The sequence below is a fragment of the Ruegeria sp. AB7 genome (genome assembly GCF_056542625.1).
This window is the reverse complement of record NZ_JBQGAC010000001.1, coordinates 398,291-410,040: the sequence shown is the minus strand read 5'-3', so window position 1 is coordinate 410,040 and position 11,750 is coordinate 398,291. Positions and strand designations below refer to the sequence as shown.

Genomic DNA, 11,750 nt, shown 5'->3' with positions numbered 1-11,750 from the left:
CGCAGGCTCAAGAGGGGGCCAGCCCCCTCCTCCGCTTTCACAGGTAATCCGAACGCTGCAACCCGTACTTCGCCATCTTTTCGTTCAGTGTCCGGCGTGGCAGGCAGAGTTCTTCCATCACCGAGGCGATCGATCCCTTGTGACGGCGCATCGTATTGTCGATCAGCATCCGCTCGAAGGCTTCAACATATTCCTTCAACGGCTTGCCTTCAGTTGTCATCACTGGCTGCATCTCTTCGTGATCCGACATCAGCAGCGAAGCAATTGTCCCCGACCCGCGCCGCGACTGCAGCACCGCACGCTCAGCAATGTTGATCAACTGCCTCACATTCCCGGGCCACGGGGCCTGAAGCAGCTGAGCCGCTTCCTGCGCACTGACCTGAGGCGCGTCGCAGCCATATTCCTCTGCGAACTGTTCGCTCAGACGGGTGAACAGCGTCAGGATGTCCTCACCCCGCTGTCGCAGCGGAGGCATGGTGATGCGCAGCGCCGCCAACCGATAGAACAGATCGGGACGCAATACATCTTCTGAGGTTTTGCCCGCTTCCTGCAGGTTCGAAATCGCTACGATCCGCGTTTCCGCAGGGGTACCCTGCTCGTTCATAACGCTCAGCAGACGGGCCTGCAGCGTGTCGCTCAGCGCTTCGACATCCTCAAGAACCAGCGTACCGCCGCGGGCCTCTTCGATGGCGGGCAACTGCGTGTCTTCGGGGAGCATCGGGCCAAACAGGCGTTTCGACAGCGCTTCTTCCTCAAGTGCTGCGCAAGAAACCAGGACGAATTTCTTACCCGCCCGGCTACCAACCGCGTGCAATGCATGCGCCACCAAAGTCTTTCCGGTTCCGGTTTCCCCATCGATCAGGACATGACCATCCGCCTGCCCTAGATCCAGAATATCTTCACGCAACCGCTCCATGACGGGGCTGGCACCGATCAGCTTGTTCATAATCTGCGTACCGCCAGACAGCTCACGCCGCAGGGCCCGATTGTCCAGCGTCAGGCGTCGTGCATTGCTGGCGCGTTTGGCCAGTTCGGACATGCGATCGGGGTTAAACGGCTTTTCAAGGAAATCGAACGCCCCGACACGCATCGCCTCTACGGCCATTGGCACGTCGCCATGTCCCGTGATCATGATCACCGGAAGCGTGCTATCGGCCCCCATCAGCTTTTTCAGCAGTTGAATGCCATCCATTCCAGGCATCTTGATGTCAGAGATCACGATCCCGGGATATTCTGGCCCCAAGACCTTGAGCGCATCCTCGGCGCTTGAAAAGGTTTCGGTGTCGTACCCCGACAAAGCCAGCCACTGGCTGATCGACTGGCGCATGTCCTGTTCATCATCCACGATGGCGATTTTCATGGCCTGTGCCATAGTCACTTCCTCTATTCCGCGGCCTCAAGGCCGTCGCTTCCCAATATGGGCAATTGCATCTCAAACACCGCGCCACCCTGTTGGCCGTTGCGCGCGGTCAGCCGTCCGCCATGGTCGTTCACGATCCCGGACGAGATGGCAAGCCCCAGACCAACGCCGTCCCCCGGGCGTTTGGTCGTATAAAACGGCTCGAACAGGTTTTCGATATCCTCGATCCCGTGGCCATTGTCCCGCACGGTCAGTACCGCAGTTTCACCTGCAGCGAGAATGATCTCGACATCCGGCTCATCCACAGACTTGGTCGCATCCAGCGCATTGCGCAAGAGATTGACCATAACCTGTTCGATCCGCATCCGATCACCCATCACTATAACAGGTTCTTCGGGCAAAATCTGGGTTATCTTCACATGCCGCTGACGCAGCTGCGGCTCCATCATCGACAGGGACGAGGCCAGCGCTTCGCCAAGATTTACTGGCGAAAATGCATCTGCACCTTTGCGCGCATAGGATTTGAGCTGGCGCGTGATCGCTCCCATCCGCTCGATCAATCCGTCGATCCGCCCAAAGCTGGCCAACGCCTCTTCGGGCCGGTTTCGACGCAAAAGCAGACGCGCGCCTGCCAGATAAGTTTTCATCGCAGCCAGAGGTTGATTCAACTCGTGACTGACTGCCGCAGACATCTCTCCAAGTGCTGCCAGTTTTGAGCTCTGGGCAAGGGTTTGTTCGGCAACTTCCAGCGTCTTTTCAACACGTTCACGCTCAGCGATTTCCCGCTGCAGCCTTACGTTCAATGCGCGAAGCTCCGCCGACTCGCGCTGGAACAAGGTCATGCGCAACGTCGCTCTGCGGCTGAGCGCATAGAAGGTCAGTGCCAGAAGAATCGCAAAGGCCATGATCTCAAGCGCCAGAACGCTGTTCACCCGCTCGCGGATCGACGAATAGGTGGTGAACGAGGTCATTTGCCAGCCCCGGAACGGAATGCGGGTCTCCATCCGCATCACAGCCTCGCCCTGAAGATAGGCATCGGGGGGCAAAGCGCTCCAATCGGTTGTGGCTCGGATTGCGCGCTGAATCGCGTTCTGAGGGGGTTGGCGCAACATGGCACCGCTTTCATCCAGACCTCGCCACTGAGGCTCGGTCGAGAGGATGATCGTACCAGTGCTGTCTGTGACCATCACCGCGTCAGAAATACCAGCCCAGGCGCGTTCAAATTTCTGCAAATCAACTTCGACTACGATCACGCCAAGGATCTCTGCATTCGCCTCGATTCGCCGCGAGTAGACAAAGCTGTAACCGCCGGATTCACGTGGAATGACCGAGAATATCGTGGCATTCGACCGGATAGCATCGATGAAGTATGGCGAGTTCCGGTGGCTTTCCTGCAACCGGTTCCGGTCGGTTGCAGCACGTGTCAGGCCATCCCCATCCAGCAAAACCAGCGAGGCCGCCCCGATTTCTTCAACGAAAGAGATCAGGCGCTGGCTCGACAGCGTGTAATCGCTGGATTGCAGGGCCGAAATCAGGGTGGGGTCACGGGCAAGCAACTGCGGCACGATGGCGTTGCGTCGCAACTCACTCAGCAGGTTTCCGGAATACAAGGCTAACCGCAGTTCGGCCCGGTTTCTGGTCGATTCGGTGAAGCGACTTGTTAGCAGACTGTTGGTGATCCACACTGTGGCGACGGTAGCAAGCAGCAACAAAAACACGGCAAGCCGCAGCCGCCAGCCCATAGGCGCGCCGCGAAACCGGTTCAGAAACCCTTTGCTGTCTGCTTGATCTTCCGCGCTCATGTACTGACGCTACGCGTCCCGACTGATGACCTCAAGTCACGCGGGCGTCAGCACCCCGGCCAATGCGCGGAAGAGCGCCGTCCCGTCGGTGCCTCCGTGGCCTGAATCCGCCGCTCGTTCTGGGTGGGGCATCATGCCTAACACGCGCCGGTTGTGCGATAAAATCCCTGCAATATCGTCGCGCGAACCATTGGGATTATCGGCATATGTGAAGGCAATGCGATCCTGATCCTTTAACTCGACCAAGGTCTCATCGTCTGCGAAATAATTGCCATCGTGATGCGCAATCGGGATATCGATCACATCCCCGGCATTGTACCCTTCAGTAAAGGCGCTATCGCTGGTTTCGACCTTCAGACCGATCGTTTTGCAGATGTATTTCAGACCGGCATTGCGCAACAGCGCGCCAGGCAGAATTCCGGTTTCGGTCAGAACCTGAAAACCGTTGCAGATGCCGACGGCATAGCCACCACGCTCGGTATGCGCGGCCAGCGCTTTGCAAATGGGCGATTGGGCCGCAATCGCGCCGCAGCGCAGATAGTCACCATAGGAAAACCCACCCGGAACACCGACAATATCTATGCCCTCGGGCAGCGCGGCATCCTTGTGCCAGACCATATCGACGGAAAAACCGGCCTGCTCGAAGGCAACGGCAAGATCACGATCGCAATTGGAACCGGGGAAAACGATGACGGCTGCGCGCATGGCGGACCCTCCTAGGTCAGAAAAACTTAGAGCAGTTCGATCTCAAAGCGTTCGATGACCGTATTGGCCAACAGCTTTTCGCACATCTTGGTTACGTCCGCTTCGGTCGAGCCGTCGGCCAGTTCTAGATCGATCACCTTGCCCTGACGGACACCTTCGACCTGATCAAAGCCCATCGCACCCAATGCGTGACGCACAGCCTCGCCCTGAGGGTCCAGAACCCCGTTCTTGAGCATCACATGCACACGTGCTTTCATTTTCGAGAACTCCACTGATGGACCGCGCATCGATCCGTTTCGTTGGGCGCGGGATACCCCGCTTGGGCTTGTCGGACAACCCTGTCGATATGAGACAGGATCAGTTGATCAGCGTTGGTTTTGTGACATTGCTTTTGGGCAGAACGCCAAGACGGCGGGCGACCTCAGAATATGCATCAGTCAGACTACCCAGATCACGGCGGAACACATCCTTGTCCAGCTTCTGACCGGTTTCGATATCCCATAGACGGCAGCTATCGGGGCTGATTTCGTCCGCAATGATCAGTCGTTGGAAATCGCCTTCGAACACGCGCCCGATCTCGATTTTGAAATCGACCAGACGAATACCAACCGCCAGCATCACGCCGCTCATGAAATCATTAACGCGCAGTGCAAGGCTCAGGATATCGTCCATATCCTGCTGGCTCGCCCAGCCGAATGCCGCAATGTGCTCTTCGGTCACCAACGGATCACCCAGCGCATCGTCCTTGTAGCAGTATTCAACAATCGGGCGCGGCAGTTGAGTACCCTCGGCGATACCGAGGCGTTTGGACATCGATCCGGCGGCATAGTTGCGGACGATCACTTCCAGTGGAATGATCTCACAATTCCGCACAAGTTGCTCCCGCATGTTCAGACGGCGAATGAAGTGCGTCGGAACTCCGATCTGGGCCAGACCGGTCATGAAGAATTCACTCAACCGGTTGTTCAGAACGCCCTTTCCATCGATCACGTCTTTCTTCTCGGCGTTGAAAGCTGTGGCGTCATCCTTGAAGTACTGCACGATGGTGCCCGGCTCGGGACCTTCATACAGGATCTTGGCTTTACCTTCGTAAATCTTCTTGCGACGCGCCATGAGCGACCTTTCCAGTCTGGGGAAAGGGAATGAGTCCCTTCACGTTGGCGCCCTCATAGTGCAAGCCCCGCTTTCCCGCAAGTTCGCAACCCCGAGAGGCTTTGACGCAGCGCAAATACCTTGCGCACAGGGCGTCGTATAGTCATATCATCAGAAAAGAACATCTAACCCAAGAGGTCCCCAACCAATGACCACATTCGACGAACGTGAAGCCGCGTTTGAAAACAAATTCGCTCATGACGAAAAGATGCAGTTCATCGCTCGGATGCGCCGCAACCGATTTATGGCTGTATGGGCCTCGGCGCTGAAAGGCGAGACTGTGGAACAGGCGCGTAAATACGGGCAGGAACTGGTCCACACGGACCTGCAAAATGTCAGCGAAGACGATGTTGTCGAGGCGGTCAAAGGATACCTCGGTGATCTCGCCGATGAGGCTAAAATCCGCGAGAAGATGGTCGAACTTCTGGTCGAAGCCAAAGAGCAGGTGATGGCAGAAGCCGAGTCCTGATGCCTGAGCTTCAAAACTCATGATCTTCATGAGTTTTATGAATTTGATTTGACGCCCCGGTCGTGAGACACGGGGCGTCTCATATTTTTACGGGCTGTGGCCCCAATTTTGGAATACTCCAATGACAAACGCGCTCAGCAACCTTCTGGAAACCGTAGACGTCATTCTGGCGGATGGCGCGACCGGGACGAACCTGTTCAACATGGGCCTGCAATCAGGCGATGCGCCGGAATTGTGGAATGTCGATGCGCCTGACAAGATTCGTGCTCTGTATCAGGGCTCGGTCGATGCCGGCAGTGATCTGTTTTTGACAAACACATTTGGTGGAACAGCCGCGCGTTTGAAGTTACACGACGCCCAGAACCGCGTGGCCGAGCTGAATCGTATTGGCGCTGAACTGGGTCGCGAAGTCGCTGACAAGGCAGGTCGCCCGGTCATCGTGGCCGGCTCTGTTGGCCCGACCGGCGAGATTATGGAACCTGTCGGCAGCCTTTCACACGCCGAAGCCGTCGAGATGTTTCATGAACAGGCTGCGGCGCTAAAGGCTGGAGGCGCAGATGTTCTGTGGCTTGAGACCATAAGCGCGCCGGAAGAATTCCGGGCTGCGGCAGAAGCGTTCGCTCTGGCAGATATGCCGTGGTGCGGCACCATGAGTTTTGACACGGCTGGCCGCACAATGATGGGTGTTACATCTTCTGATCTGGCAATGATCGTGGAAACTCTGCCCAATCCTCCGGTTGCGTTCGGGGCGAATTGCGGCACTGGTGCCTCGGATATACTGCGGACGGTGCTAGGGTTCGCTGCCCAAGGAAACGAACGTCCACTGATTTCCAAGGGCAACGCAGGGATCCCGAAATATGTGGACGGTCATATCCATTATGATGGAACGCCTGAACTGATGGGCCAGTACGCCGCCATGGCGCGCGACGCAGGTGCAACGATCATTGGCGGTTGCTGTGGCACTATGCCTGCGCATTTGCGCAAAATGCGCGAGGCGTTAGATAACGGTCCGCGCGGCGAACGCCCGACCCTGGATCAGATCGTATCGGCACTTGGTCCGTTTACCTCAGCCTCAGATGGCACTGGGGACGAGGCCGTTCCCGAACGGCGCACTCGTCGCCGCCGCCGGGCCTGATTGAATGATCAGCGCCCTTCGAATTTCGCAGGGCGCTTTTCCAGAAAGGCTACGACGCCTTCGGCAAAGTCTCGGGTACGTCCGCATTCGCCCTGCAGGTGGGCTTCGGCTGCAAGTTGCTGAGGTAATGTTCTATCGTAAGTTCCCCGGATCGCTTGTTTGATCGCGCGAAACCCGGAGGTTGGGCCATTCGCCAAATACGCAGCTCTCTTGCGCCAGTGAGCGTCGAACTCATCATCCGCAACCGCTTCCCAGATCAATCCCCATTCATCCGCCTGGCGCGCGCTGATCTTGTCTGCAAACAACGCTGCACCCATCGCTTTGGCAAACCCCATCTGACGCGGCATGAACCAGGTGCCGCCTGCATCAGGCAGCAGACCAATCCGAGCGAAAGCTTGCAGAAAATAGGCACTCTCGGTTGCTATCACCACATCGGCACAAAGCGCCAGGTTGGCCCCCGCCCCCGCTGCAGGCCCGTTAACAGCCGCTATTGTTGGCACGGGGCAATCATAGACAGCCTCAAGCATCGGTTCATATTCGTCGCGAAGCGCGCGTTCGAGGTCGATCTTTCCTGTACTCGACGCGTCACCCAAATCCTGACCTGAACAAAAGGCAGAACCAGCACCCGTCAGGACAATCGCGCGGGCGTGTTGCGCGGCGTCTTTCATTGCGTAGGTGATCTCGGCCCGCATCTGCGTCGTCAACGCATTCATCTTATCCGGACGGTTCAATGTCAAAACCGCCAAATTATCAGTAATGTCCAGAAGGACCGCTTCGTATTCCATGCAAAACCTCAGCTGCGCAGCGTTCTGCAAAACACTGACGCAAATGCGGAAAAAGGAAAAGAAGAACCGCGCGTCAGTCTTCCAGAATTCGGCGCAGACGCTCTTGTTCTTCCTCACTAAGGCCTTCTGAATGCGCTACTTCCTGATGCTGCGCACGCTTGCGCAAAAAGTTCCACCCCATGCCGGCCGCTATCAGCAGCATGACAGGAGCCGACAGCCATAACAACAGATTGGCGCCGGTCGCGGTAGGTTTTAGCAGCACATATTCGCCATAGCGATCAACGATGAAGTCCACAACCTCTTGATCAGTATCCCCCGCAACCAGACGTTCTCGCACCAAGATACGCAGATCACGCGCAAGTTCAGCATTGCTTTCGTCAATGCTTTCGTTCCGGCACACCAAGCAGCGCAGACCGGTACTGATATCCCGTGCTCGTGTCTCGAGCGCCGGGTCGTCAAGCACTTCATCCGGCTGAATAGCCATGATCGGGGATGCAATCAGCAGCAGGATAACAAGCAGGCGCTTCATTCGGCAGGAACCCCGCTTGCAGGCGTTTTCCGTGCACCGGCTGCAACACGGAAACGGCGATCCGACAGGCTGAGCACACCGCCCAGAGCCATGAGGATACATCCGCCCCAAATCCAGTTGGCCAGAGGTTTGATATAGGTTCGCATCACCCAGCCGCCATCAGCTTGTTGATCCCCGATCACAACATATAGATCGCGCAGAAAGCGGTAGTCGATTGCAGCCTCAGTTGTCGGCATCCGTGCCACAGGGTAGTCGCGCTTTTCCGGGTTAAGAGTCGCGATATAGCGCCCGTCCTTCTCAACAAGCACATCCGCCATGGTTGAGAAATAGTTCGGCCCCTGTACCTGACGCACATCTTGCAACGTCAACGTAAACTGCCCCACTTCAAAAGGCTGACCCGGTTGAGCGACACGAATATCCTCGACTTCCCAAGCGGTTAGGCCTGCGATGGCAAACATGGTGACGCCCAAACCACTATGGGCCACCGCCTTACCCCAGTCTGCGCCGGGCAGTCGAAACAGGCGTCCAAAACTGCCTTTGCGGCCAGTGCGACTCCAAAGATCGACGATAGCGCCGAAGGTGATCCACGCCCCCAGGAACAAACCTACGGGTCCCAATGCGCTGCGTCCGGTCTGCATCACCCAGACCAGTATCGCGATCGTGACCGCCAGCACAAATGCATAGCGCAAAGACCATGCCGCCCGGCTTAGCTTGCCCCGCTTCCACGGCAGCATTGCGCCGACGGGAAGAACGATTCCGAGGGCGACCATGAATGGGGTAAATGCCGCATTGAAGAACGGCGCGCCCACCGAGAGTTTTCTATCGAACGCCATCTCGGCCACCATTGGCCACATTGTGCCAAAAAACACGACAAAGCAGCTAACTGCCAACAAGATGTTGTTCAGAACCAATGCACTTTCGCGGCTGACCATTCCGAAGACACCCTTCGCCTCCATCGCCTGCGCGCGTGCAGCAAACAGGGTCAACGCACCGCCGGTAAAGATGATCAGGATGAACAGGATAAATACGCCACGCTCAGGATCATTGGCAAAAGCATGGACCGAAGTCAGCAGCCCCGATCTCACGATAAAGGTCCCGATCAGAGAAAACCCAAACGCGATAATCGCAAGCAAGATCGTCCAGCTTTTCAACGCCTCGCGTTTTTCCACCACGATGGAGGAATGCAATAGAGCGGCCGCCAGTAACCAAGGCATAAAGCTGGCGTTCTCAACAGGATCCCAGAACCAGAACCCGCCCCAGCCCAATTCGTAGTAGGCCCACCAGGATCCAAGCGCGATACCGATCGTCAGGAAGACCCAAGCCGCCAATGTCCAAGGCCGTACCCAACGCCCCCAAGCCGCGTCCACCCGGCCCTCGATCAATGCAGCAACGGCAAAACTGAACGCCATGCTGAGGCCGACATAGCCCAGATACAGGAATGGCGGATGGAAGGCCAAACCGGGGTCCTGCAGCAGCGGGTTCAGGTCCCGTCCATCGAACGGAGGAACAGGCAGTCGGTCAAACGGGTTCGATGTGAAGAGGATAAAGGCATAGAAAGCCACTCCGATCGCGGCCTGAACGGCCAGCACCCGCGCCTTTAAGGTCGGAGGCAAGCCAGCGCCGAATATGGCGGCCATCGCGCCGAATATCGCTACAATCAGGACCCATAACAGCATCGAACCTTCATGGTTTCCCCAGGTCCCGGTAATCTTGTAGAGCATCGGTTTTGCCGAATGGCTATTCTCCACCACGATCCGTAACGAGAAGTCAGACGTGGTAAACGCCCAGACCAGCGCACCAAAGGAAAAGGCGGCCAAAATGAACTGCGTGATGGCGGCCGGTTCAGCGAAAACCATCCACCCGTTCCAACGGTTGGCAGCCCCGATCAACGGCACCACAGTTTGGACGATGGCGACGAGGAAGGCTAAGATAAGTGCGAAATGGCCGAGTTCTGTAATCATGGCCTGCTTATACTGCGGCACCGGTGCAAGTGCCATTCACATTCGCCTCGGATCACCGCACATAATGTCGCGCCTCAGGTCTTTCGTAGCCGCTTCCAGTCCTCCAATGCAGGGTTCGAATCCGGCTGGTTGACTGCTTCGGCCAACGATGCGTCCGAGCCAGTATCGGCGACACCCGGACTGTCATCGCGCAACCCGCGGATCGTTTCAAGATTGGCGATCACCTCAGGCGCCCTCAGCATTGTCGCGCTGATTTCTCTTTGAAAATCCTGCGCTTTGATCTGATGCCGCGCGCCAAAGTAAAACGACACGATCACCCCTAACAGCCACCACAGTGGCTCTGGCACCAGCGCAATTCCCTGCATACGTGCTGCGAACCACAGCGGATCGATCATGGCGGCCAGAAACAAACCCAATGTTCCCAAAGCCAGCGCCGGTCGCGGAAGGCGATTCAGCCCATCCATGAATCGATCAAACCTGGTTTTGCTTGGAGCTTGGAATTCAGTGCCGAATTGCGCCATGGCCGCACCGCGCAGTTCGACAGAACGCTCGGCACCGCTTTCTACATTTTCGCGAAACACTTCCGCAGTTTCGCGAACCACATTGCGACCTCCGCCAAACAAGAGCGCCAACAAACCCGAGATCAAACCCATCCTGAAACCCTTTTCTGAAACGCGTCCTCGCTCAGATGATACTTGGGCGATAAAAACTCTTCGGCACGCTTGATCCATCCGCCTTTGCCGCCCGCGCGAGTTCTGGCATATTTGCGAAGAGCGATCCGCCGGTCTGCTAAACGGAAGTAATAGTTTCGTCTTGCGACCCCATAGGCATCGCGAAACACCAGAGGCTTTGGACTAGCCGCCTCGCGGCTTGCCTCTGCAGTCTGAGGGCCGATGACCCCGTCAACCGTAACGTCATACTCCATCTGCCGCAGCAGGTTCTGCAGGATTTTCACCGCTTGAGCTCCTGCATTGACGTACATGTCGAACACGGATGCCTGTACGGCTTCCGGCAGCACCTGAAGGCGTGGTTTCTCAAAATAGTGTTCCAGAAAAATATCGACGGCCTGCGCTTTGCTAAGCATGCGCACGTCTTGTTGCGTCACCGAACCATCTCGGTCCAGATCGAGACCCAATCGGCACATGGTATGGATCGTCACACCGTATTTCGTGGCACCACCGGGATCATCGGGGTCATCCACAAAACCACCTTCCCGCGCCACGATCCCTTTTGCAATCTGCCGCACTGTCCGCATTGCCGCCCCCTCTGCCAAACTTTGGTAAACGGTCGGACAATTTCGTTAACACCACTGCAAAACAAAGGGCGCTGCCTACCTCTCGCACGCAACACCCCGCTTCTTCTGTTTAGAAATTTTAGCGCCGATGGCATTCAGCGATGCTGCATTCAGCTATCGCCTGATTCCTGATAAACGCCTTGCTCTTTTAATGCGTCCACAACCTCTTTGGGCATGTAGGTTTCATCATGTTTCGCAAGGATTTCAGTGGCTTCAAAGACTCCGTTCACATAACTTCCGGTGCCCACCATACCCTGATTTTCCGAGAACAAATCAGGCAGAACACCGGTAAAAGCGACCTTTACGCTTTCACCGCCGTCGGTCACGACGAAATGCACAGTCTCACCCTGCCCGCGAATGATCGAACCTTCTTCGACCAATCCACCGATACGGAACACCTCGGTCGGTTTCGGCGGTTCTGCAATCACCTGACTGGGTGAGCGGAAAAAGTTGATGCCATCACGCATCGCATATCCGATCAGACCCGTCGCCAGTATCAGGGCCGCAACAGCCACTAGAATGACTTGTACACGACGACGTTTCTTAAGCGTTTTCATA

The 11,750-nt window shown here is 56.7% G+C and carries 13 protein-coding genes; 2 read left to right on the top strand and 11 right to left on the bottom strand.

The features are described from left to right. Nucleotides 1-37: 37 nt before the first annotated feature. From ACR0EN_RS02040 to purC, 5 genes are all read right to left on the bottom strand, one after another. Nucleotides 38-1,372 (bottom strand): sigma-54-dependent transcriptional regulator, encoded by a 1,335-nt coding sequence (locus tag ACR0EN_RS02040; RefSeq protein WP_170393162.1) that lies wholly within the window; start codon nt 1,370-1,372, stop codon nt 38-40. Nucleotides 1,373-1,383: 11 nt separating this feature from the next. Then, on the bottom strand, nt 1,384-3,162 hold the full coding sequence (locus tag ACR0EN_RS02035; protein ID WP_370644429.1) for a sensor histidine kinase: 1,779 nt from the start codon (nt 3,160-3,162) through the stop codon (nt 1,384-1,386). Between the two features lie 36 nt (nt 3,163-3,198). After that, nucleotides 3,199-3,867 (bottom strand): phosphoribosylformylglycinamidine synthase subunit PurQ, encoded by a 669-nt coding sequence (purQ, locus tag ACR0EN_RS02030; protein WP_170625948.1) that lies wholly within the window; start codon nt 3,865-3,867, stop codon nt 3,199-3,201. Nucleotides 3,868-3,893: 26 nt separating this feature from the next. Further along, the gene (gene purS / locus ACR0EN_RS02025; RefSeq protein ID WP_170405579.1) at nt 3,894-4,124 is read right to left on the bottom strand and encodes a phosphoribosylformylglycinamidine synthase subunit PurS; all 231 of its coding nucleotides are present in this window, start codon (nt 4,122-4,124) and stop codon (nt 3,894-3,896) included. A 100-nt stretch (nt 4,125-4,224) separates the two neighbouring features. Next, the gene (purC, locus tag ACR0EN_RS02020; RefSeq protein WP_170393164.1) at nt 4,225-4,980 is read right to left on the bottom strand and encodes a phosphoribosylaminoimidazolesuccinocarboxamide synthase; all 756 of its coding nucleotides are present in this window, start codon (nt 4,978-4,980) and stop codon (nt 4,225-4,227) included. Nucleotides 4,981-5,167: 187 nt separating this feature from the next. On the opposite strand from purC, the gene ACR0EN_RS02015 reads away from it, so the two are divergent. Both ACR0EN_RS02015 and bmt read left to right on the top strand, forming a co-directional pair. After that, the gene (locus tag ACR0EN_RS02015) at nt 5,168-5,488 is read left to right on the top strand and encodes a DUF1476 domain-containing protein (RefSeq protein ID WP_170393165.1); all 321 of its coding nucleotides are present in this window, start codon (nt 5,168-5,170) and stop codon (nt 5,486-5,488) included. A 121-nt stretch (nt 5,489-5,609) separates the two neighbouring features. Next, nucleotides 5,610-6,623, top strand: coding sequence for a betaine--homocysteine S-methyltransferase (bmt, locus tag ACR0EN_RS02010; protein ID WP_480584972.1), 1,014 nt, complete (start codon nt 5,610-5,612; stop codon nt 6,621-6,623). Nucleotides 6,624-6,631: 8 nt separating this feature from the next. On the opposite strand, the gene ACR0EN_RS02005 is transcribed toward bmt, so the two are convergent. The 6 genes from ACR0EN_RS02005 to ccmE form a co-directional block, all read right to left on the bottom strand. Further along, the gene (locus tag ACR0EN_RS02005) at nt 6,632-7,408 is read right to left on the bottom strand and encodes an enoyl-CoA hydratase-related protein (RefSeq protein ID WP_170732109.1); all 777 of its coding nucleotides are present in this window, start codon (nt 7,406-7,408) and stop codon (nt 6,632-6,634) included. Between the two features lie 73 nt (nt 7,409-7,481). After that, nucleotides 7,482-7,937: a cytochrome c-type biogenesis protein gene (locus ACR0EN_RS02000; RefSeq protein ID WP_170405571.1), complete on the bottom strand. Its 456-nt coding sequence runs from the start codon at nt 7,935-7,937 to the stop codon at nt 7,482-7,484. Beyond that, nucleotides 7,934-9,898 (bottom strand): heme lyase CcmF/NrfE family subunit, encoded by a 1,965-nt coding sequence (locus ACR0EN_RS01995; protein ID WP_170563485.1) that lies wholly within the window; start codon nt 9,896-9,898, stop codon nt 7,934-7,936. Before ACR0EN_RS01995 ends, ACR0EN_RS02000 begins: the two co-directional genes overlap by 4 nt. A 74-nt stretch (nt 9,899-9,972) precedes the next feature. Next, nucleotides 9,973-10,551 carry a holin family protein gene (locus ACR0EN_RS01990; protein ID WP_170595715.1) on the bottom strand — a complete coding sequence of 193 codons (579 nt, stop codon included), beginning with the start codon at nt 10,549-10,551 and terminating at the stop codon, nt 9,973-9,975. Beyond that, nucleotides 10,542-11,153 carry a holin-associated N-acetylmuramidase gene (locus tag ACR0EN_RS01985; RefSeq protein WP_480584969.1) on the bottom strand — a complete coding sequence of 204 codons (612 nt, stop codon included), beginning with the start codon at nt 11,151-11,153 and terminating at the stop codon, nt 10,542-10,544. The genes ACR0EN_RS01990 and ACR0EN_RS01985 overlap by 10 nt, the downstream gene beginning before the upstream one ends. Before the next feature lie 149 nt (nt 11,154-11,302). Continuing rightward, complete coding sequence (ccmE, locus tag ACR0EN_RS01980) at nt 11,303-11,749, bottom strand: cytochrome c maturation protein CcmE (RefSeq protein WP_170405562.1); 447 nt, start codon at nt 11,747-11,749, stop codon at nt 11,303-11,305. Nucleotide 11,750 lies beyond the last annotated feature (1 nt).

Bases quoted from the DNA above. Each gene is read 5' to 3' on its own strand.
- ACR0EN_RS02040 (WP_170393162.1), bottom strand. From the start codon at position 1,372: ATGGCACAGGCCATGAAAATCGCCATCGTGGATGATGAACAGGACATG.
- ACR0EN_RS02035 (WP_370644429.1), bottom strand. From the start codon at position 3,162: ATGAGCGCGGAAGATCAAGCAGACAGCAAAGGGTTTCTGAACCGGTTT.
- purQ (WP_170625948.1), bottom strand. From the start codon at position 3,867: ATGCGCGCAGCCGTCATCGTTTTCCCCGGTTCCAATTGCGATCGTGAT.
- purS (WP_170405579.1), bottom strand. From the start codon at position 4,124: ATGAAAGCACGTGTGCATGTGATGCTCAAGAACGGGGTTCTGGACCCT.
- purC (WP_170393164.1), bottom strand. From the start codon at position 4,980: ATGGCGCGTCGCAAGAAGATTTACGAAGGTAAAGCCAAGATCCTGTAT.
- ACR0EN_RS02015 (WP_170393165.1), top strand. From the start codon at position 5,168: ATGACCACATTCGACGAACGTGAAGCCGCGTTTGAAAACAAATTCGCT.
- bmt (WP_480584972.1), top strand. From the start codon at position 5,610: ATGACAAACGCGCTCAGCAACCTTCTGGAAACCGTAGACGTCATTCTG.
- ACR0EN_RS02005 (WP_170732109.1), bottom strand. From the start codon at position 7,408: ATGGAATACGAAGCGGTCCTTCTGGACATTACTGATAATTTGGCGGTT.
- ACR0EN_RS02000 (WP_170405571.1), bottom strand. From the start codon at position 7,937: ATGAAGCGCCTGCTTGTTATCCTGCTGCTGATTGCATCCCCGATCATG.
- ACR0EN_RS01995 (WP_170563485.1), bottom strand. From the start codon at position 9,898: ATGATTACAGAACTCGGCCATTTCGCACTTATCTTAGCCTTCCTCGTC.
- ACR0EN_RS01990 (WP_170595715.1), bottom strand. From the start codon at position 10,551: ATGGGTTTGATCTCGGGTTTGTTGGCGCTCTTGTTTGGCGGAGGTCGC.
- ACR0EN_RS01985 (WP_480584969.1), bottom strand. From the start codon at position 11,153: ATGCGGACAGTGCGGCAGATTGCAAAAGGGATCGTGGCGCGGGAAGGT.
- ccmE (WP_170405562.1), bottom strand. From the start codon at position 11,749: ATGAAAACGCTTAAGAAACGTCGTCGTGTACAAGTCATTCTAGTGGCT.